We start from the raw sequence: 22,608 nt of genomic DNA, 5'->3' as shown, positions 1-22,608 counted from the left end.
GCTCGGATTAAATGTTGCTGGATTTGAGCACGGGCCAGAGGGGGTATTTCCTGACACGAATCAGCTGATAGCTGGGTTGAGGGCAAAATGGGCTCTGTTTGCTAAGGCCGAAGTATCCGTTTGGCGATCAGTTTTGGTCGAAAAGCGCCCGCTGCTTTGCGCAGCGAGCGTCTGCAGCAGATCAGTTCAACTTTTTGAACTCTGCGTCGATGGTTTCAGCTTCATTGCGCCATGCCTGGAAACGCTGCTGACGCACTCGGCTTTCATCCACATTGCTCTGCAGTTCTTGACGACGTGTGTTGAGTAGCAGGTAGTCGGGGAAGAAGTCTTCTTTGAAACGCTCGGAATTTACGAGGGCAAGGAAGTCCTGACGCTGCTGTTCAAAGTTGTTGACCATGTCCGCGACAGCCTTCTTGAATGCCTCTTCGCGCTTGTACTGTTCCCAGCTGTCCCAAGCTTCAAGTGCCACACCCAAGAACGCCAGTGCGCCGTTGGCGCCTTTGGCGAAATTTACGGCGCCCCATGGTTTGAACTTCAGGTACTTGCCGATATCCATGCCCACGGTCTTGGCTATCGTGGTGAGGCCATCCCGTGTGGCCAGTACCGTAGTGTTGTTGATCAGGTTGCCTTTGAGCACGTGGTTGATGCCTTGCTTGCCTAGTGCCTTGACGGTGGTGTTGAAGTGGTTGACCTCGCTGTCGAAGCCGACTTGCATCTTTTCGACTTCGAAAGTAATCGACTGTGTCTGGCGACTGAATTCATTTTGCAAGCGAGTGGACACAATAATGCCTTCAGTGCCGACCTCACGCTCGAAAAAGTCACCGAAGGTTTCCAGGCTGGACCCTTTGGCTTGCAGGATTAGGTCAGAGAAATAGCGCGTGGCAAAGTTTCGCAGGTTGATGCGTGCATCTTCGATTTGCTGGCCGGTCACCGCCAGTTGTTTGACCAGGCGAGTGTTGAGCTCGTCAAGCCTCCCCACCTCCATGGCCACCTTCTCATCGTTCTCGATAGCAACAGGCAACTGGTTGTTGAGCACGTCACGGATTACGCTGGCTCGCATTTCGTTGGCCAGCGCAGTGCCGCCGCCATTCTGCTGGATCTTGCCAATAGTGGCCGTCTGCAGGGTTACGATATGAGACAGCGCCTTGAATTGTTCTAGATTGGCTAACCAGTGCTCCACGCCCATGTCGAAGGGGTTGGCGGCTATCGCTACGATGGACAAACTGGCCGCTTCCTGATCAGTCAGCCCGATCTGTTCGCGTAAGCGACCCTCCACGTTGTGGCGTTTGATCTGCAAGTTGGACAGGTAGTCCTGCTCGTCTTCTACATCGGCCACTTCATCAAAGCGGCTGAGGACGAAAATGGTGCGGGGTAGAAGATCCAAGGTACGGAACAACCAGGTCAAATCATCCTTGTGGCTTTCCTTGATGGGGTTAGTAGAGTTCATTACGTACAGCACCAAATGAGACTCGCTGACGTACTTTTTGGTGATGTCCTTGTACTTCTCGACGGTGTGAGTTTCGATATTTTCCTGTTGTTTGAAACCGAAAAGTCCGGGGGTGTCGATCAGTACGAAGTCTTCGCCGACCTCGTAGACTTTCACCTCGTTGGAAGACTCCTGGTGGCTGATCTTCATGCTGGACCTGTCCAGCTTCTCCATCCAGGCGGCCGCAATGGAAGTCTTGCCTTCAGAGAAACCACCAATCAGTGCGACTTTGAGTTTTTCCCCAGACACACTGTTGATGACAGTTTGCAGCTTGCCAATCAACGCAGGGTCGATCGGTATTCCGGCCTGTACGCCTTGCTCGAGAAAATCCTGCAACCTGTCGAGCAACGTCAGGGCGCTTGTCTGTTGGGCCTTGAATGTCTTGAGGGTGTTTTCCATTACAGATTTCCTGCGATTTCGATTTGTCGGGAGAGGATTTTCAAACGGTTGGTCGAACGAGATAGGGTGTTCACCTGGTTGGCCGCCTGTTTTGCAGGAGCCTCTAGCGCAAGGTCGAGCTGCTCGATGGTCCCTTGCATATCGCTCAATGCGGCGCCCAGGCTTTCATGCAGCGTGTCGTTCAATTGCACAGCTGCGCTGCGCAGATTTTTATCGAGGGCCTCACGTTGTTGGGACTTTCTGTAGTCTGAGCTGAACGCGCTGTAAATGGCTTTACCGACCGAGACCAATGCGGCAAGTACTGAGGCGCCGACGATCCACAGACTGGCACCGCCTGTGAATGGTGCTGCGGCGATTCCCACCAAGCTGCCCAACAGCCCGGCGACCTTGATGCCGTTGTCGATCTTTATGTTGAGATTAAACTGCTCGTTGAATCGCATGCTGCCGAGCTTTGCATAACTTGCGGTCAGTTCCTGAGCATGTTGTTCGAAGCGGCCGAGAATATCCTCTGCCGCTTTCTGGAATGTGCCGACCTCTGCGTTCACAGCCTCGGGCAGTTGCTTGCCAAGCAGTTTCTGCTGGGTTTCAAGCTGCTCGGTCAAGGCAGCCTTGAAAGCGTCGTTGCTGATGTCCTTTTCAATGCTCGCATAGACGTTGTTACGCACCTTGCTGGCGAAGTTGTCGATCAAGGTTGAACCGCAGGACTCCAAACGTTTTTTCAGTGCCTGAAAGCTGCTGCTCAACTGACTTTTGGCGCTTTGCTCTTCCTGAGAGAGTTTTTTCGACAGTGCATCCAGAGTTTGCTGAATGCCTGACAGTGTCGTGGTGCTCTGGTTGAGCGCATCATTGGCCTTGTTGAAGTTGGCCCGGATGATCTTGCTATTGCAGTTAAGGATCAACCGTTCACCAAGCAGTTGCAGGAAGGCGCGCAGCCGGGATTTCTCCAGCATTTCGTCAGCGCCGAAGTCCTCCAGCATTTTGGTGCGCCGTTTGGCATTCTGCGAGCCCGGAGCGAGGTGGTCGGTCGAGGCGAGGAATGCCGGTAGTGCGCTCAGTGGGAACACCCCTTGATAGTGTTTGCCAAGCTGCTCGCTCATCTTCTCGTCAAGCCCGGCAAGGCTGATACTTTCGTCCTCGGAGATCAGCGCTCGGTTAGCCAATGAGTGCTTCGGGCTGGTGATCTTCTTGTTGAAAATGGTCCAGACCTCGGTTTGCGCCGCCAGGTGCTGCTTGATCTTCTCCAGTGTGCCTTTGTGCTGCTCGTCGCCTGTTTGTGGTGGTGTAGGCTGGTTGGTGACGTAAAACACTGCGTGCGCGGTCTGCACGGCACGTTCTATCTGATCAAGTACCAAGCCTTCCTTACCCTCGATACCTGGTACGTCCAGAAGTGCAAACGGCTGGCCGTCCAGCTCGAACTCATAGCGCTTCGTCTCTCGGGTGTAGTCGGCCTGCCCGTCACCTATGATTTCTCCATCGGCATGAACTTGAAGCTGCGCCAACAGATCCGACAGCTGGTTTTCGTTTTCCAGGTGCTGCTGAACGAGCGCTTGCTGATGCTGTGTTGTCTGTATTTGTTGTGCAGTCAGTGCTGCACAGGCGTGATCGCGCGCTGTTGTTATCTCGCCCAACTGCCGTTCCAGAGCAACGCGCTCATGGCTCGACTTCTGCAATTCGGTGTTCAAGGTCGCGGCAGCGCTATCGCGTGCCTGAGTGGTTTTGGTCAATGAAGCGGTGGCGTTGTTCAACTCGATTTCTTCGGGCATTTTTCTGAACAGGCTCAGAAGGTTCTGCCAGAGAGAGGCGATACTTTTGCGTGTGGCGAGAAGAGTATGCAGGCGCGTGACGGACGCAAGGGCGTGTTTGTGCGCTTGCTCGTGCTGTTCCAGTGCCGTGCCAAGCCGTTGGGTCAGCTCACTGGATTGAGCGTTGGCTTGATTGAGGGCACTTTGGGCTTGGCTGAAGGGCTGTTCGAACTGCTGCATTGTGGCACTGAGCTGCTGCGTCAGTTCGCCAAGACGCAGTTCGGCCAGCTCAATGTTCTGCTGCAGCCGCTGCAGGTTTTCTTCTGTGATCCCGTACTGCTCGCGCAGCTTGCGGAATGCCTGCTGGCTGGCCCGTTTTCCGGGTTCTTGCAGCAGGATGCGCAAGGTCTCGATGAGGGTGGACTTGCCCGCGCCCGTTTCGCCATAGAAAGCAATGGTGAATGTATTCCACTCGGCATTCTTCTCCAGTTCGGCGAGCCGCTCATATAAGGCTGTACGATGCTCGCTAAGCCGCTGGAGAGCCTCTGCGCGAGCTTGATCCAGTGATGGGTCCACCGACGGCTGCCTCAGTTCAGCAATGATCAGTGATAGTTCGTCGTTGATTTGCTGGTAAACATCACGTGGGCTGTTCAGTTCAAGTTTCATGTTTTGAGCTTTGACGGGTTGCGCAGGCGCGCGGGTTGGCAGGATTGCTTCAGCGGGGGCTTGAGCAGGCTCTGGCGAAGGGGGCGTGTGGACCTTGAAGCGAGTCTCGGTCAACACCTCGGGAAGCCGCTCCCAGTAATCGGTGTGGCCGAACTCGTTCATTTCGATGCTCTCGAAGTGTTCGACCTCATTACGTCCCAAGCAGGTTTCACCCATGTTCAGCAGCAGGGTCTTGTCTGCCTTTGAATAGGCATTGATCAACCGACCTTGAAGCAGGCCCCGCATTTTGCGTGCTTCGATGGCCGTTACCTCAACCGCTGCCGCCATCAGCAGCACATCTTTGATCGCCAGTTGCTGCCGGTTTGAAAGGGTTTTCAGGCTGCTGATGACCAGTCTGCCGCCGAGCGAGTGACCAATCAGGTTGATGGTCTTGATTTGGGGGTGATGGCTGTTCAAGTACTTCTGGAGATGGTCGAGCAATACCGTGCCCATACTCTCAGCTCGTGCGCGGGCTTGAGTGAAATTATTCACCCGATCCTCGGCGAGCTTTCCCACAAGTCCTAAAGGTCCCAGAGGGGTACCTGTGAACGCTGAGCCGACATTCAGACCTGCCGCGCCTAGTTTCCAGAGTGAGGATTTGTCGAAACGCAGGTAGTGGTTCGAAGGCCAGAACGCGAATATGTTGGTGTAGTGCTTGAGCTGCTCGGGGATCTTGTCGAGCAGAAGCTGCTTGTCCCCATCACTATGGCCGGCGCTGTGGATGAAGATATTTGCTTCTGTGGAATTGGCGCCGGCAGACTGGGCGCTATGGAAGCGAAATGCTAAGGACATGAGTACTACTCCTTATCCACGGTCATGCTGCTTCGTGTAGCGTCGGTGGACAGAAGTGGTGCGGGTGCTTTGTCCCGGGTACAGTCGGGGCGGGTCTTTTAGGAGAAATTCCCTGAAGGTGGGCATCGCTACTTCCTTGTTGTTGGGCAGGGTGACGTTTTTTGACGTCATCAATGCAGCGAATTTACCCTGTTTTGATGGCGATTTGCCATTTTTTGCGGATGGGAAGAGTTTAGGTCTAGGGGTTGAAGGTGCGGCAGAAGGAGGGACTGTAGCCGGCCCGAACTGATCTGAAAAACTCTGTAGCTATCTGTTTTATTAATGGTAAATGACCAGATTAATTGCCTGGAATACCAACTGGAATACTGTGATGCCTATTCCCAGCCTGCCAACTAACAACAGTGACGGCTGTAAGCCGACCTCCTCCGCAATAGCGGCCAACCTGGTCGAAGCGTCAGCCAGCTGCGACTGACCTGTGCGAGCCCTGCTCCGATAGTGGGCTTCGGCCCGGCGTCTACGCGGCGCATCGAACTGACGAAAAAGTCAATCATCAGCCTGTGCTGCACTTGCTAGAGCTTTTCACCACAATCAGATGCGCTTTGGGGGCAGTTCTCCAGGCTATGCGGGTTAAATGTCGAAAACCGCTTCGCTTAAGGACGCTGATTTTAGGGGTTGAGCTTTCAGCTTTACGACAGTTACGGCTCAGGCTAAGGTGCTGGCATAAGGACATGTTTCTCCAGCATTTGTCCATTGAAGGTTCTTGGTGCACGTATTGCACCTTCTCACTCCGAGTCTGTGGCATACCCGAAAACGCGCGCTTGGCAAGGTGCTGTCATTGACTTAACTGGATATGTCATTGGTGCGTCAGTGCTGGTAATCCAGTCCTGCTGAACATCAAAAGTGCTTAATTAAAGGCGGAAGGTATGGATTTTTCGACGTTGTTGCACCTATGGGGGGCAGCAAGCTCTGAGCAGCTGATCGCACCCAAAATGGTTGTTGGTCTCGTTTTCATTCTTTGCGCTTGGTATTTTGTCCGATACTTCTGTAGGTCATTCAAACTTAGTGCCCAGCTGAAACGTTTGACTGTTAGCTTGCAGAGTGTGAAAACTCTCGCTCCACCTCTTCGGCGCGCTGAACTTGAACGTCTGTTGAGTGGCGGCAGACTGGATCATTCTTGGCGCGAGTATGCGGAAACGCTGCACGATCAGTTCGAGCTCAAGGATGGCGAACAGGTACTTGTCCGATCGCGAGCCACCGCCGGAGCTGCGCACTTCTTCTCGCCCCAAAGCGTGGTTGATACCCCGTTGGGTACCGAATTCTATAAACATCTGCCGGGTATCTTGACCGGTATCGGTATAGTCGGAACCTTCTTCGGCTTGATGCTAGGTCTTCAGCACTTTGACCCGAGCACGCCTGAACAGGTTAACGCCAGCGTCGACAAACTATTGAAAGACGTGCTGTTCGCTTTCATCGGCTCCTTCATTTCAATCATGGCCTCCATCGCCGTCACGCTCACTGAAAAGTGGCGCCTGGGGCAATGCTACAAACTGCTTGAGGCACTCAACGAAACAATCGACGGGCTTTTTGACAGCGGTGTCGGTGAGGAATACCTGGCTGAGCTGGTGCGCTCCAGTGCTGAAAGCTCGGTGCAAACCCGTCAGCTGAAGGACAGCCTGGTTACTGATCTGAGGGAAATGTTACAGAACCTTGTTGATACCCAGGTCCGTGAAAGCCTCAAATTGGCAGATACCTTGTCGACGACGTACCGGGATTCTGGGCAGCTGCTGGCCGACCAGGTGAGCGGTGCAATCGAGAACAGCCTCAAGTCGCCGCTTGAAGCCATCGCGGGTGCAGTACAGGCCGCCAGTGGCGAACAGTCCGGGCAGGTACAGAACCTGCTTCAGGATGTTCTGGTGGCTTTCATGACCAAGCTGGAAGGTACGTTCGGCCAGCAGTTCAATGGCCTGCACGAGTTGATGGGCCAGTCGGTTGCCGCCATGCAGTCGATGCAGCAGGGCTTCTCGACGCTGATCCAGGACATGCGTTCGGCTAGCGAGTCCTCGAATCAAAGCAGTTCGACCATGATTGCCCAGCTACTGGCCGATATGCAGGCCGGGCAAAACGCCATGCAAGCGGGGATGAACGAGATGCTCGCCAATCTTCAGGCTTCGGTTTCCCGTATCGGCAACGAAGGGGAGGGGGCTGGCGTTCGAATGGCCGAGCAACTGGAGAAGCTGTTCGCTCAAAGTGAGGCTCGCCAACAGGCAATGGCCGAGAATCTCCAGGCTTTTGTCGAGTCGATCAAGCAGAGCATCGGCCAAGGCCAACAGGAAACCATGGCCAAGATTGCAGGCTCCGTCGAGGTGCTGGGTGCACAGCTCTCGGCCGTCTTCAAGCAACTGGAACAGGGTCAGCAGCAGATGGATCAATCCACCCGTGCCGCCCAAGCTGACCTGCACCAAGGTACCCGCGACCTGGTGGGCGGCCTCGACGAGCAAGTCAAGGCTTTGCTGCAGACGGTTTCCGAGCAACAGAAATCTGCCCAGGACACCGTCAATGCATTGAGCGCCCAGACAGAGCAGCATCTGCACAGTATGCAGCTGGGTGCGGACAAGATGCGGGCGGCGGCTGAGCGATTTGAAACTGCCGGACAAAGCGTTGCGCGAGCCAGTGAGTCGACGGCGGGGTTGATGGGTACAGTCCAGGGCGCAGGGGCTGAGCTTGCACAGGCGTCGCGTGAGCTGAATACCGTTGTCGCGGATTACCGGAACAATCGTGAAGCGTTAGCGAAAACGCTCGCGGTCATCGAAGGGGTGGTTGCCAGCGCCCAAGGGGAGGCCAGCGGTCGCAGCCAATATCTTCAGGACCTGAAGGTTCAGAGCGAGCGGATGCAAGCGCTTAATCGTGAAGTGTATGAATACCTCGAAAACATCAGTGGTGTGCTGGGTAACGGCTTTAAGGAATTCGGTGATGGCATGGATCGGGTATTGAGACAAACCTTGGGTAGCCTTGATACCGAGCTCGATAAAGCAGTCAAGAGTCTTGCTGGCGGAGTGGAAGGGGTCAAGGAAAGTCTGGAAGACTTCGGCGACATCATGGAACGCATCAAGCGGTAAGGGAGGCTAGTCGATGTTTGGTAAGCAAATGCCTTCAGCTGCCCGTTCAAAAGACGAGGGAGAGAAACCTTTCTGGATCTCCTTCGCCGATTTGATGACTGCAATGATGATTCTGTTTCTCGTGGTCATGGTGGCGGCGTTGAGTTCTGTGACGCAGCGTATCAACCAGGCGGAACAGGGGGAGAAGCAGCGTAGCAAGGATATCAGTCAGATTTGCGAGCACCTTAGCCTCAAGGCGAAGACTGCCAGCAAGACCATCATCGTGGACTGCAAAGACAACCGGATCAGTTTTGGCGATGCTGGCCGCTTTGGGCATAACCAGTATGCGCTGAGCAATGATGGCCAATCGGCACTGCAGGAGGTCGTGCCGATGATTCTGGATGCAGCTAACAGTGAAGAGGGACGTAAGTGGTTCAAACAGGTTGTGATCGAGGGATCGACCGACACCGACGGTTCCTACCTTTACAACTTGCACCTTTCATTGCAGCGTTCGGAGTGGGTGATGTGCAGCCTTCTCGATAGTCGCAGCCCGCTCCAGGTAGGATTGTCGCCGGAGCACCAGCAGCAAATCAGATCGATGTTTCTGGCGGGTGGAGTCTCCTTCAACAATGCAAAGGATACCAAGGAAGAAAGCCGGCGAGTTGAGTTGCGTATGCAGTTCTTTGGCTTAAAGGAGAAGGAAGGCAACCTCAAGCCAGATGTGCCGGTCTTCTCTAACACTGATCTGGAAAAATGTCAGTTGGCGATGAATCGATGACCAGCTCAATCGCGAGGCTTTCCGCCGCAATTAGCCACAGTCTGTCAGCACATCGCACGGGGCAGGCCCCTGAACTGTTGGAGCGATTCCCCCGGCTGGCAGCTGCGGGAGTCGATCTTTACGAGCGATTCGAGCGTGCTGAAAAGGCTTTGCCGCCTCCCGAAGAAAAGCGTCGTGCTGCGATAAGCAAGTTTCGCAATGTACTGCCACTTAACGCCTCGGAATGGCGCTTGGTGTTCGCCGGCCTTTCAGACAAGAGTGAGCGAGTCGGGCCAATACTGGACGATGAGCAGCTTTACGCCCGGGTGCACGAAGAAGTGCATCAGCGTATCGAAAAGCGAAGGCTGAGCCGCCGGGATTGGTTGGCGCTGTGCTTCAGCTACTTTGGCTATGACGCCGTTATGCCCTCGCAGAATGCTAATTGGTGCTTATTGCGTGAAGACGTTCAGCTCGGATTCGAATGCGTCAGGGACCAGCAGAAGCGCGAGAAGGAGTGGGTGCAGATCGTTCAGCAACATCAGGAGCTTTTCTCCGAGCAGGCAGGCGCCGTGCTGGGTGAACAGATGTTCAAGGGCGAGATCAGCGACCTTTCGGCATTGCAGACGATTGCGCAGATCCCTGACAACAGTTGGCTATGGCGCAGGATCTTCAGCGTACTGATTTCTCGTATTTTCATTCTGGATGATGCCGAGTTTTCTGAGCGCTTGGCCGACCTGGTCGACATCGGCCGGCAGCATCCGCGGTACATGAATGACATTCTGAGTGCATGCCTGTCGCGTTACCACTTGGCAGTTTATCGGGAGAAACCATCGTCGCTGCTCAAGCAGCTCGCGCTCGACAATTGGGGCAGTCCACAGATCCGTTCCAGACAAAACAGCTGGCTGCAGTATGTCGATAAAGATGTCTGTGCGATGGTGGTGGCGTGGTTTGCGAAGGAGGATCTGGAGCACTTCTTCAACCTGCTGAAGGGCGATGATGACGTCGATCAGTCACGCCTTTTCTACTGGCTGCGGTTTGCAAACCAGATGAGCTACACCCGAATCGTCCTGGGTTCGGATGCATGGAATAACAACGGTCGAGACTTTGTCCATTTCCGCGAGAAGAACAAAGGACGCCTAGGCCGGCTGATAGGCGCAGCTGGTCATAACAATGCTGTAGTCATGCAGATCGGCAACTACTTTTTCGTTGAGTTTTCGGGAATGGGGGCCTGCTATGTGTATCAGGCAGACAAATCACCCTTTGATCCAGACAAGTCCCATCTTGAGCTCGCTACCGAAATTAAGCAGCGCGATCGTGTGGTGGAGTGGATGCGTCACTTCCCGGCACCGAGCCGCCCTGATCGCGTTGAGGGCTGGCTGAGTAAGTTCGATGACACTCTGGAGCGACTGGGCATTCATATTCAAAGCCAAGACTTAGAGCCTGCCACGCCGAGACTACTGTCGTTTGACTATCAGGTTCGTGAATCCATGAAGTCAGTAAAACATACGCTACATGATCGGCGCGCACAGGGCGGCGCAATCCATATTCAGCTGGAGGAAAACGATCAGGCTGCCATCATCGCTCTACGGCGATTGGGCTTTAAGGCGGAGAATCACCAGCCACTTCGGTTCTGGAGAGAGTAATGTTTAAGCGCTTTCTGAAAGGCATTGGCCTGCAATCGAACCCGGCAGAAGAACATACTGAGCCGGTTTTTTCCGTTGAGGAGCAGGGCATCTGTTATCCCCTGAGCTTCGCGGAGAATACGGAGTCCTGGTCGCTGGCGAGTTATCTTGATCAGCTGGAAGAAGAGGAGTTCGTCTCCCAGCTGAGCGATCGCTGGCTGCTGACGTGGGATGAGCTCTACCGGCTGCTGGATGAGCCCGAGCACGTAACGAGCCTGCCGCTATTGGGGTTGCCGTCGCAGACAGCCCTCATTCCTCAATTGAGCAGCCAGGGCAGCCTTGCCTCCGACGATTTCAAAGTCTCCATCAGTGGTTGGCGTGATCCGCAGTCCAATGCCAATGTGCAGGTGCAGCGAACGGGGGCCATTGTTCAGTATCAGGGAGCCACAGAAATGTTGCCGGAAGCGTCCTGGAAACTGACTGGTGCGGTACGACAGCTTTATCTGGCACAACAAAATGAGCCTGGTGAAGTAACCAACCAGATCGGCTGGGCCAGCATCAGAAAGCTGGCGCGCAAGGCTGGAGCTGGTATGGATGGCTTCCTGGACAAGACCGTGGTTATCAAACCCGAGAAGCTGCGGCTCAACCCACGAAAGTCGACGCTAGGCGACACACCGGTTATCGAGTTGCAACCAAGCTTCGAAGGCCAGCCGGCCAACTGGCTTGAGAGCTTTGACGGTGCCAAGCAGGTTCAGGATCGATACCGGGTAACGGGTGACGATGGATCGTTAACTCATGTTCTGATTGAGCCTGAAGTCAAATCGGTGCTGGACTATGTGCGCTCGTTGCCCGGGCGTCGGGTTGCTGGTGACGATGCCCTTTCATTCGTCCGTAACCCTTACAGCACACTCGGCGGAAGTGCTGCGCAAGTGCTGGATGCCGAGGCCTATGAAGACGAGCTCGCCGAGGCAGGCATTTTCTTTCATCGCTTCCATCTTGAACCCAAACTGAATGAAGCGGGCCAGCGTATCGAGCAGGTAACACTGACGCTCGAACCAATTTCTCCAACCCCGCAAGTGTCCATAGAAATTGAGTTCAAAGCGGCCCATGAATTCGCGCCGCTCGTGCATGAACTGCAACTGAAATTGGCCGCCGGCATGCCTGCGGGCTTCTGGCAGGGCTATGAGCTGGAGCTTAGCGATTTTGATTTGCGCCAGATGTCGGGCCTTAATGACCTGCTTAAACGGTGGCAAAGCGAAGCGGCCGGTATCGAGTTTGACTCGGTCTTGGACCTGTCCCTCTACGGCGACCGTGTGACGGGTATTGGGGAAGCGGAAAGAATCACTTCGCCTTTCCTGGTAAAAGAGGCGACCGAGAACTGGTTGCCTAAGGATGTAGCGGCGCTTGGCATCGACGCAGAAATCCTTGGGCGTTGGGATCCCTCCGACCGCACTCAATTTGAAGCGTTTGAGCAAAGGCTGGACGAAGCTCGCGCGGCCGGTGATGAAACGGTCTTTTTGCCAGAGTCCGAGACGCCACTCTCGATTGCCGCTGCCGAGCAACTGTTTGATGCTTGGTCGAAGAAGATCGCACCTGTCGAGAGCGGCCAGGGCGAGCAACTGGGAAAGGTTGGGCGCGCCGTACTGCAAATCGGCCACAACATTGATGAGCCGACCTACGTTCAAGTGCGTCAAGCAGCGTTACGCGCTGCTTTGGATGCAACACCAGAGTTGCCTGTCTTGCTCAAGCCTGAGGTTGTCCTGCGCGAGCATCAGCTTCAAGGCGTGGCGTGGTTGCAGCATTTGTTCCGCTTGTCTCCCACTGACGTGTCGGGTTGCTTGCTCGCTGATGACATGGGGCTTGGGAAAACGATCCAACTGCTCACCTTTCTGGTCTGGTACCTGGAGCAGTACCCACAGGATCAGCCAACACTGATCGTCGCTCCGGTCTCATTGCTCGATAACTGGGAGCGTGAGCTTCACCGGTTCTTCTTCGCTGACGCAATGCCAGTGCTGAAGCTGTATGGCTCGGCCTTGAGTGCAGTGAAGTTCAAGAAAGAAGAAATCCCTGCGGACTTGAAAGCCAAAGGCATCAAGAACTTGCTGCGTCCGGGTTGGATGGGCGACGCCCGAATTGTCCTGACGACTTACGAGACACTGCGTGATCAGGAGTTCTCCCTGGCGCGCCAGCAATGGTCCATCGTCGTGTGTGACGAAGCTCAGAAGCTGAAGAACCCTGCTGCACTGGTGACTCAGGCGATCAAAGCCATTCCGGCGAGATTTCGAGTGGCGTGCACCGGTACGCCTGTTGAGAACACCCTGATCGATCTCTGGTGTCTGTTTGACTTCATTCAGCCAGGATTCCTGGGCGGGTTGAACCAGTTCGGTCGCGAATATCAGCGCCCAATCGAAGCTGCGCTGGAGCGAGACACGGTTGCCCTGGATCGCCTGCGTGGGCTTATCGATCCACAGACTTTGCGCCGAACCAAGCAAGATATTGCCAAGGACCTGCCGGCCAAAATCGAAGACACAGCCTGTCGTTCACTTGGCATGCATGCTTTGCAACGCAATCTGTACCTGTCCGAAATATCGGCATACAGCCAGAAGCAGCAGATCGAAGAACAGCTCGATCAAAAGACCTCCGGCATGCTTGGGTTGCTGCACAAGCTCAAGCTGATTTGTGCCCATCCTTACAGCGTTCAACCAGATACGCGGTTGCGTGACAACTCGCCGAAGCTTCAGTGGCTGATGCAGACGCTCGAGTCCATCAAAAGGGCCGGCAACGGCGACAAGGTCATCGTATTTACCGAGCTGCGTGATATTCAGCGTGAATTGCAGCACGCGATTCAGCAGCATTTCGGATTGCGGGCGACGGTCATCAATGGCGACACCAGTACCAGCAGTCAGAGTGCCAATAGCAGGCAGAGGCTGATCGACCAATTCCAGGAGCTGCCAGGTTTCGCCGTCATCATCCTGTCCACTATCGCCGTCGGGTTCGGGGTGAACGTGCAAGCGGCCAACCACGTAATTCACTTCACTCGTTGCTGGAACCCGGCCAAGGAAGATCAAGCGACGGATCGGGCTTATCGGATTGGGCAGGAGAAGGATGTGTATGTGTACTACCCGACGGTTCGCGATGCGGCGATGCCGACGTTTGAGGCGACGCTGGATGAGCTGCTGAGTAAGCGACGCGCGTTGGCGCGAGATATGTTGAGCGGCGCTTCGGAGCTTCAGGCTTCGGACTTTGAGGCTGTGCTGAACGCGCAGTGATGTCCGATTTGCCAAGTGTCACCGCTCGTCGATATGCCAATTATTGGTACAGATGCACTCATCTCCGAACGTGCTAATTCGCAAGAACCTGCGAACTAGGGCGGGCGCGCCAGTGGTAATTGAGTGGATTGTTTACCTGTTCGCACATCCAGTGTTGGCACTGGGCGCTCCGCGGCTTAATGTGCGCGGCATCCAGGGCGCCGATGAGCCCCAGGCCGTAACATTAGGTCGGCCCGCAAAGTTAAACTCCCCTTTTTGCCTGTACTCCAAGGAATCTTTGAGTGAACACGGAAAACCATTCTCAGACGGCCGCTTTTCTCTGGTCGATTGCCGACCTGCTGCGCGGTGACTTCAAACAGTCCCAATACGGCCGCATCATCCTGCCATTCACCCTGTTACGGCGCATGGAGTGCGTACTCGCACCGACCAAGGATGAAGTAATCAAGCAGACATTTGCCCAAGAAGGCCGCCCGGATACCGTGCGCGAAATGATTCTGCTGCGCGCTGCCGGTCAGCAGTTCTTCAACGCCTCGCCGCTGACCCTTGGCACGCTGTCCGACACTCAGACCGCCGCCGACTTGATGAGCTACGTGCAGGCGTTCAGCAAGGATGCCCGTGAGATCTTCGAGCACTTCCACTTTGAAGACTTCGTCCAGCAACTGGAAACCGCCAATCTGCTGTATCAGGTGGTGCAGCGCTTCGCCGCCACTGACCTGAGTCCCGAGTTCATCAGCAACTTCGGCATGGGCATCATCTTTGAAGAGCTGATCCGCAAATTCGCGGAAAGCTCCAACGAAACGGCCGGGGAGCACTTCACTCCGCGCGATATCGTGCACCTCACCACCTCGCTGGTGATCACCGATCAGGACCACAAGCTCGCGCCCAACAGCATTGTCACCATCTATGACCCAACCGCTGGCACCGGCGGCTTTCTGTCTGAGGGTGATGAGTACATCCAGTCCATCAGCGAGAAGGTCAGCGTGTCGCTGCACGGCCAGGAGCTTAACCCCGAGTCCTATGCCATCTGCAAGGCGGACATGCTGATCAAGGGCCAGGACGTGGCCAGCATCAAACTCGGCAACACCCTGTCCAACGACCAGTTGGCCGGCAAGCGCTTCGATTTTATGCTCAGCAACCCACCGTTCGGTGTGGAATGGAAGAAGGTGCAGAAGCAGATCATCGACGAGCACACGGTTAAGGGCTTTGATGGCCGCTTTGGCCCCGGCCTGCCACGGGTGTCCGACGGTTCGCTGTTGTTTCTCCTGCACTTGGTCAGCAAGATGCGCGACCCGCGCGACGGCGGTTCGCGCATCGGTATCATCCTCAACGGTTCGCCGCTGTTTACCGGCGGCGCGGGTTCGGGAGAGTCGGAGATTCGCCGCTACCTGCTGCAAAACGATCTGGTCGAAGCCATTGTCGCGCTGCCCACCGACATGTTCTACAACACCGGCATCGCCACCTATGTGTGGATTCTCTCCAACCACAAGGCCGCTGCGCGTCAGGGCAAGGTGCAGTTGATCGACGGCAGCCAGCACTACGCCAAAATGCGCAAGTCGTTGGGCAGCAAGCGCCAGTACATTACCGAGGATCAAATCAGCGAGCTGGTGCGCCTTTATGGCAGCTTCGAGCAAACAGCCCAGAGCAAAATCTTCCCCATCGACGCCTTCGGATACCGTCGCATCACCGTTGAACGACCGCTGCGCCTGAACTTCCAAACCAGCGCCGAACGCATCGCTAAAGTGCTGGAAGAAAAAGCCCTGCAGAAACTCGACAGCGACGCTCAGCAGCACCTGCTGGCTGCCCTGCAAGCGATGGACGCCAGCGTGCTGCATCGCAACCGCGAGCAGTTCAGCAAGCTGCTAAAAAAATCCCTCGCCGCGCACAGCGTCAGCCTTAGCACGCCGGAACTCAAAGCCCTGATGAGCGCCCTGAGTGAGCGCGACCCCGAGGCGGATATCTGCATGACCAAAGGCCAACCGGAAGCGGACGCCGGCCTGCGCGACAACGAGAACGTGCCGCTGGGCGAGTCGGTGTACGACTACTTCCAGCGCGAAGTCATCCCCCATGTGCCGGATGCCTGGATCGACGCAAGCAAAACCGATGCACAGGACGGCGAGGTCGGCATTGTTGGTTTCGAGATTCCATTTAACCGCCACTTTTATGTATTCCAGCCACCTCGCCCGCTGGCCGAGATCGACCGCGATCTAAAAGCCTGCACCGATCGCATCAAGCAGATGATTGAGGGGCTGTCGGCATGAGCTTCCCTGCCTATCCGGGGTACAAGCACTCCGGTGTTGAACTGCTTGGTGAGCTTCCTGAACACTGGACGTTAAAGCGGTTCAAGAATGTTTTTGAGGAAAGGGCTGAGCGAAGCGCAGATGGATTAGAAGAGCTTTTGTCGGTTTCCGCATATTTCGGGATAAAACCAAGATCTGAATCGCGCGATGAAGGTGATCATCTATCCCGCGCGGAGTCTCTTGAAGGGTACAAAGTGTGCCATCCAGGTGACCTCGTTATTAACATCATGCTTGCGTGGAATCGAGGGCTTGGCTTTTCTTGGCAGAGCGGAATCGTTAGCCCTGCGTACTGTGTTTTCCATGTCACAGACGGGTCTTCCCCTAAGTTTCTTGATTACTTGGTTCGCTCAGATGAGTGCATCAGGTATTTTAAAACTCACTCCGCCGGCATTATGGACTCTCGTTTAAGGCTTTACCCTGAGTCTTTTGGCCGCCTCTTCACTGCAATTCCACCTACCTGCGAACAAACCCAAATCGCTCGTTTCCTCGACCACGAAACCGCGCGCATCGACGCGCTGATCGAAAAGCAGCAACGCTTGATCGAACTGCTCAAGGAAAAGCGTCAGGCCGTGATTTCCCACGCCGTCACCAAAGGCCTCGACCCCATGGTGCCGATGAAAGACTCCGGCGTGGAGTGGCTAGGTGAGGTGCCGGCGCATTGGGATGTGGCCAGGGTAAAAAATGTAGCGAAGCTTGAAAGCGGGCATACTCCAAGTAAAGATTTTCCAGAATATTGGGAGGGAGGAGATATACCTTGGGTATCGCTCAATGACAGCAAGAAACTGAAAATTGTCGACTACATTGAAGAAACTCAGTTCATGATTACTGAGTTGGGGGTCAGCAATTCTTCAGCAAGGCTTTTGCCAGCTAGAGCCGTTGTGTTCACGAGGGATGCATCGATTGGCTTGGCAGCGATCACTACGAAGAAAATGTGTGTGTCGCAGCACTTGATTGCTTGGATATGTAACGAAAGCCTTGTACTCCCTGAATACCTGCTTCTTGTTTTCTACGCAATGGAACAAGAACTTGATCGGTTTACGTTTGGGGCCACTATCAAGACGATAGGGATGCCTGATATTCGAAAGCTCTTAACAACAGTTCCTCCACTAGTCGAGCAGACTCAAATTGTGGCGGATTTGAATGTTAAGCGCGAACTCATCGAACGACTGATACAAGAGTCAAATACTGCACTGACGCTGCATTCAGAGCGCCGCTCCGCCCTAATCTCCGCCGCCGTCACCGGCAAAATTGACGTGCGCGGTTGGCAGCCACCGGCCAGCGCGCCAATTCCTGAATTAGCACAAGAGGCCGTGTAATGGCGGACAGCAAGGAAGCTCAGTTTCAGCAAGACATCATCAACGCCTTGGCCGCCCAAGGCTGGCTGGTCGGCACCGCCAGCGGTTACGACCGCCGCACGGCGTTGTATACCGAAGATGTGCTGGGCTACTTCAAGGAGGCCTGGCCGGAGCGTTGGGACAAGTTCGCCAAGGCCAACCCGAATAACCCGGATGATGTGCTGGTGCAAAAGCTGGTACGTGAGCTGGAGCAAAGCGGCACCCTGGATGTGCTGCGCCATGGTTTCAAGCTGCCGGCGGTGAAGGTGGAGCTGTGCAGCTTCCAGCCCGACCACGGCATGAACCCGGACACCCTCAAGCGCTACCAATGCAACCGCCTGCGCGTAGTGCCGGAGGTGTCCTACTCGCCCCATGCCCGTGATGCGGCTAACGGCGGACAGAGCTACAACCCACGGCTGGATCTGGTGCTGTTTGTCAACGGGATCCCCACCGCCACGCTGGAGCTGAAAAGCGAGTTCAAGCAGTCGGTGGAAAACGCCAAGCGCCAGTTCCGCCAAGACCGCCCGGTCAGAGACCCACTCACGCGCAAGCCCGAGCCGCTGCTGACCTTCAAACGCGGCGCGCTGGTGCACTTTGCCGTAGGCCAGAACGAGGTGGCGATGACCACCAAGCTGGCGGGTAAAGACACCTTCTTCCTACCCTTTAATCTCGGCAGCGAGGAAGGCGGCGCGGGCAATCCGATACCTGAGGACGACAGCCAATACTCCACTAGCTACTTATGGCAACGTTTGCTGCAGCCGGATACGTGGCTCAAAGTGCTGGGTCGCTTTCTGCACTTGGACAAGAAAACCAATGAAAGCTTCGATGGAACGCTGGTGACCAGGGAGACGATGATCTTCCCGCGTTACCACCAATGGGAAGTGGTTAATAAGCTAATCGATACCACCCGCACCGAAGGGCCGGGCAAGCGCTATTTGATCCAGCACAGCGCCGGCTCGGGCAAGTCCAACTCCATCGCCTGGACGGCGCATCAACTGGCCTCGCTGTACGACGATGCCGGCCAACGGTTGTTCAACTCGGTGATCGTGATTACCGACCGTACCGTGTTGGATAAACAGCTGCAGGACACCATCTACCAGTTCGAGCATGCCCAAGGCGTGGTCAAGCAGATCAACCTTGAAACTAGCAGCCAGAGCAAGTCCGAGCAGTTGGCCGAAGCACTGGCCGAGCAGACGCGCATTATCATCGTCACCATCCAGACCTTTCCGGCGCTGTTCGATGCCCTGGACAAGTACCCCAAGCTCGCCAGCGGGCGCTATGCGGTGATCGCCGACGAGGCGCATTCCTCGCAAACCGGCTCATCGGCCAGCAAGCTGAAACAGATACTCGGTAGTGATGCGTTGGATGCGGAAGAAGTCAGCGCCGAAGAGTTGCTCGACGCCGCCGTGCAGGCGCGCCAACCGAATGAGCGCATCAGCTACTACGCCTTTACCGCCACGCCCAAGGCCAAGACCCTGGAGCTGTTCGGTCGCCCGGCTGACCCGACGCTGCCGGCCAGTTCCAGCAACAAGTCGGAGGCGTTTCACCTGTATTCCATGCGCCAGGCTATCGAGGAGGGTTTTATCCTCGACGTGCTACGCAACTACACCACCTACAGCACCGCCTGGAAGATCGCCCACCCGGATGGCGAAGACGATGAGGTGGACAGCAAGAAAGCGCGCATCAAGCTGGCCCGTTGGGTGCGTCTGCACCCGTACAATATCAGCCAGAAGGTCGAGGTGATCGTAGAGCACTTCCGCGCCAATATCCGTGGCCTGCTTGGGGGGCAGGCCAAGGCGATGGTGGTGACCAGCAGCCGCCAGGAAGCCGTGCGCTACCAGTTGGCGATGAAGGCTTATGTGCAGCAGATGGGTTACAGCGATGTGCACCCGCTGGTGGCGTTCTCCGGTAGCGTGTTGCCAGATGAGGTAATCCCCGAAGAAGTGACGGAAAACAGTAACCTACTCAACGTTGGCCTGAATGGCCGCGATCTGGCGGACGCCTTCGACAGCCAAGACTTCAACGTGATGATCGCGGCCAACAAGTATCAGACTGGCTTCGATCAGCCCAAACTGTGCGCCATGTACGTGGATAAGAAGCTGCAAGGCGTGGACTGCGTGCAGACCTTGTCTCGATTAAACCGCACTTTTGGTGACAGCAAGGAAACCTTCATCCTCGACTTTTTCAACGAGCCGCAGGACATTCTCGACGCCTTCTTGCCGTACTACACCAAGGCCGAGCTGACCGATGTAACTGATCCACAGATCATCTACGACTTGCAGAAGAAGCTGGATGCCGAGGGCATTTATCACTGGCAGGAGGTTGAAGCATTTGCCTTGGCTTTCTTCGACCCCAAGGCGCAAGCCAGCAAGCTCAGTTATTACTGTGCGCCGGCCAAGGAACGTTTTGCCAAGCGTTATGCCTTCTCGCTGGAGTCACGCCAGCAAGCGTTGGATTACAAACGAATCGCCGAAACCACTGGGGATAGCGTCGGCTTGAAAAAAGCCGAGCACGCGCTGAAAGAAGCCGGTGAGCAGGTTGATCAGCTCGACCTTTTCCGCAAGAACCTGCAGGGCTTTGTGCGTCTGTACGAGTTTCTTTCGCAGATCGTGCCTTACGAGGATCGTGAGCTGGAGCAGTTGTGTGTGTACGCAAAGCACCTGCATCCGCTCTTGCGCGTAGATCGCCTGCTACAAGACGACGTCGATGTGGGCGAGTTGCAGTTGAGCCACTACCGCCTGAGTAAGCGCGCCGAACACCAGCTTCGCCTGCATGAGGAAACTGGCGAGTACGCTCTCAAACCTGGCAGTGATGTGGGTAGCGGGAAGCCCCATGACCCAGAGAAGAAGCGCTTGTCGGAAATCATTGATGCATTGAACGATATTTTCGGTGCTGAAGTTAGCGATGACGATCAACTGCAATTTCTCACTGGCATCGCCCAGCGCATCAGTCGTCAGGAAGATGTGATGGCCCAGGTGAACAACCATTCGGTTGATCAGGTGATGCACGGTTTGTTTCCCAAGCGGGTGCTGGACACCGTGCTGGATGCTATGACCGACCATGAGAAGCTCTCGCTGGAAGTGCTGGATAACGAAACGAAGAGCCGGGCGTTTGCACTGGTGATTTTGAAGATGCTGAAGACAGCCGCAGCCCTCGATGACAGCGGCGTACGCGGTGACTAGAAAGCTGCGAGCAGGGATAGGGAGTAACTGTGGCAATTCCGGATTTTCAAAGCGTGATGCGTCCAGTGCTGAGAACCGTTCAAAACGGTGAGTCGCTGCCGCTCAATGAGTTGCGTGAGCGGGTGGCGGATCAGTTTCAACTGACCGAGGACGAACGTAAGGAACGCCTGCCTTCCGGCCATCAGACGGTGATTAATAATCGCGTAGGCTGGGCTCGCACTTATTTGAACAAGGCGGGGCTGCTCTGCATTCCAGCCAAGGGCATGGTGCAGATCACCCAGCGCGGTCTCGATGCTTTGGCCAAGGGGCCGCAGCGAATCACGGTGAGCTGGTTAAAGCAGTTTCCCGAGTTTGCGGATTTCCATACGGCCAAGCCTCAATCTGTTGACGCACCCGCCATGCTGAATGTTGATATGGCCGAAATTACACCAGACGAGCAGTTGGCCGATGCGCATCAGGCGTTAATGCAATCCCTCGTAGAGGAGCTGCTGGCGCAAGTTCGGGCGGCCACCCCCAGCTTCTTCGAACAGTTGGTAGTCGATCTGATGATCTCTATGGGTTACGGCGGTTCGCGCAAAGAGGCCGGAAATGCGACCCATGCGACCAATGATGACGGCATCGACGGCATCATCAAAGAAGACAAGCTTGGCCTCGATGTGATCTACCTGCAGGCCAAACGCTGGGCCAACACGGTGCATCGTCCGGAGATCGACAAATTTATTGGTGCACTGACCCGGCAACGTGCGCGCAAGGGCGTGTTTATTACCACCTCGGAGTTTTCTGATGGCGCTCGCACTGCCGCGCTTGGATTGGATATCAAGGTTGTGCTGATTGATGGTGTTGAGCTGGCGCGACTGATGGTAGAGAACAATCTAGGTGTGAGCGTTAAGCAGGTCTACGAGGTGAAGCAGCTGGACAGTGATTACTTCGCGGGAGAGTAAATAGATTGCTGTGACAGCGGTAAATGAAGTCTGACATAGCTGCAAAGGCGGTGATAACACTAGCAATTTATCTACCTGAAACGGCTCTGGCAGGCACAAAAAAGGCACTTGCGATAAACGCTAAGTGCCAGATTTGTAACGCTTATTTGGTGGAGCCGGGGGGATTTGAACCCCCGTCCGCCAGTGCTCCGCTGTCGGTACTACATGCGTAGCCGTGTCTATTAAGTTAACCCTCAGCGACCCGACGGGCAGGGTGCTTTGGGCGAGTTGTGTAAGTTTTAGCCGCTTCGTCCACAACGTACTGCACGGCGATTCTGTTCTATATGACAATCATTTCGGGTTTACAGACATCCCCTGATGATTGCTGGGCCCGAAGGCACCAGGAGTGCATGTCAGCTGCAATTAAGCAGCGAGAGCAGCACCGTATTGGTCGTCATTGGCAACTATAAGAAGTTGCAACAGTGGATTTACGACTTCTGTTACCAAGTCGGCATGCACCTAAAGTTTCGTCACCGGCGTCGAATCCTAATCGGCCCCGAACTCATTGCCTCGTACATCAGGTGAGGCAATAAGCCTGCGCAGTGTACGCCAATCGGCCCCCGAGGCCAACCCGAAGGTTGGCCGGGGCGTGAATCAGTTGTTGGTGCCGGTGGATTTACGCAGTTCCACGATGGTTTGCGAGGTTTCCGCAATGCAGTCGTCGATTTTACCTTGGGCCTTGAGCGCTTTGGCTTTGGCAACACTGGTTTCAGCGCGCTGAGTCAGTTCTGGATTCGTAGACAGCTGCCCTTTGGCATTGTCGATGGTCTGGATGTTGGCATCGCACAGGTCGGCAGGCTTGTCGGCGGCGAACGAGGTGGAGGCCAGCATCGAGGCAGTAACGAACAGACCTAACAGTACAGAACGTTTCATGTGTATCTCCTTGAACTGAGGGATCCAGACTTCGCTGGCCGTCAGGACGGGCAACCGAGTGGAAGAAAAGCCCCG

11 protein-coding genes and 1 other RNA gene are annotated in these 22,608 nt (G+C 55.3%); 8 read left to right on the top strand and 4 right to left on the bottom strand.

Translation table 11 applies throughout. From position 1 onward, the window contains the following. Positions 1 to 181: 181 nt before the first annotated feature. Both M0814_RS18300 and M0814_RS18295 read right to left on the bottom strand, forming a co-directional pair. The gene (locus tag M0814_RS18300; RefSeq protein WP_103484350.1) at positions 182 to 1,885 is read right to left on the bottom strand and encodes a LeoA/HP0731 family dynamin-like GTPase; all 1,704 of its coding nucleotides are present in this window, start codon (positions 1,883 to 1,885) and stop codon (positions 182 to 184) included. Next, entirely contained in the window at positions 1,885 to 5,124 is a 3,240-nt protein-coding gene (locus M0814_RS18295; protein WP_103484349.1) for a DUF726 domain-containing protein, read from the bottom strand. Before M0814_RS18295 ends, M0814_RS18300 begins: the two co-directional genes overlap by 1 nt. 923 nt (positions 5,125 to 6,047) lie before the next feature. Between M0814_RS18295 and zorA1 the strand changes: the two genes are divergently transcribed. The 8 genes from zorA1 (at position 6,048) to M0814_RS18255 (ending at position 21,621) form a co-directional block, all read left to right on the top strand. Further along, positions 6,048 to 8,240 (top strand): type I Zorya anti-phage system protein ZorA1, encoded by a 2,193-nt coding sequence (gene zorA1, locus M0814_RS18290; RefSeq protein WP_103484348.1) that lies wholly within the window; start codon positions 6,048 to 6,050, stop codon positions 8,238 to 8,240. 13 nt (positions 8,241 to 8,253) lie between these two features. Further along, complete coding sequence (gene zorB1 / locus M0814_RS18285) at positions 8,254 to 8,997, top strand: type I Zorya anti-phage system protein ZorB1 (protein WP_103484347.1); 744 nt, start codon at positions 8,254 to 8,256, stop codon at positions 8,995 to 8,997. Beyond that, complete coding sequence (gene zorC, locus M0814_RS18280; RefSeq protein WP_103484346.1) at positions 8,994 to 10,619, top strand: type I Zorya anti-phage system protein ZorC; 1,626 nt, start codon at positions 8,994 to 8,996, stop codon at positions 10,617 to 10,619. Before zorB1 ends, zorC begins: the two co-directional genes overlap by 4 nt. Further along, a complete protein-coding gene (gene zorD / locus M0814_RS18275; RefSeq protein ID WP_103484345.1) occupies positions 10,619 to 13,867 on the top strand; it encodes a type I Zorya anti-phage system protein ZorD in 3,249 nt (1,082 codons plus the stop codon). The genes zorC and zorD overlap by 1 nt, the downstream gene beginning before the upstream one ends. Positions 13,868 to 14,148: 281 nt before the next feature. Further along, positions 14,149 to 16,125 carry a class I SAM-dependent DNA methyltransferase gene (locus M0814_RS18270; RefSeq protein ID WP_103484344.1) on the top strand — a complete coding sequence of 659 codons (1,977 nt, stop codon included), beginning with the start codon at positions 14,149 to 14,151 and terminating at the stop codon, positions 16,123 to 16,125. Then, positions 16,122 to 17,480, top strand: a complete 1,359-nt coding sequence (locus M0814_RS18265) for a restriction endonuclease subunit S (RefSeq protein ID WP_103484343.1) — start codon at positions 16,122 to 16,124, stop codon at positions 17,478 to 17,480. Before M0814_RS18270 ends, M0814_RS18265 begins: the two co-directional genes overlap by 4 nt. Continuing rightward, positions 17,480 to 20,680: a DEAD/DEAH box helicase family protein gene (locus tag M0814_RS18260; protein ID WP_103484342.1), complete on the top strand. Its 3,201-nt coding sequence runs from the start codon at positions 17,480 to 17,482 to the stop codon at positions 20,678 to 20,680. The genes M0814_RS18265 and M0814_RS18260 overlap by 1 nt, the downstream gene beginning before the upstream one ends. A gap of 29 nt (positions 20,681 to 20,709) precedes the next feature. Then, complete coding sequence (locus M0814_RS18255; RefSeq protein WP_103484341.1) at positions 20,710 to 21,621, top strand: restriction endonuclease; 912 nt, start codon at positions 20,710 to 20,712, stop codon at positions 21,619 to 21,621. A 147-nt stretch (positions 21,622 to 21,768) separates the two neighbouring features. On the opposite strand, the gene ssrA is transcribed toward M0814_RS18255, so the two are convergent. Together ssrA and M0814_RS18245 are read right to left on the bottom strand one after the other, a co-directional pair. Then, positions 21,769 to 22,158, bottom strand: a transfer-messenger RNA (tmRNA) gene (gene ssrA / locus M0814_RS18250). Between the two features lie 96 nt (positions 22,159 to 22,254). Next, the gene (locus M0814_RS18245) at positions 22,255 to 22,533 is read right to left on the bottom strand and encodes a hypothetical protein (protein ID WP_103484340.1); all 279 of its coding nucleotides are present in this window, start codon (positions 22,531 to 22,533) and stop codon (positions 22,255 to 22,257) included. Positions 22,534 to 22,608: the final 75 nt, after the last annotated feature.

Origin of the sequence: Pseudomonas sp. MWU12-2020, from assembly GCF_023100605.1 — a bacterium.
GTDB classification, from domain to species: Bacteria; Pseudomonadota; Gammaproteobacteria; order Pseudomonadales; family Pseudomonadaceae; genus Aquipseudomonas; species Aquipseudomonas fluorescens_H.
This window is presented reverse-complemented; position numbering and strand designations above follow the sequence as displayed.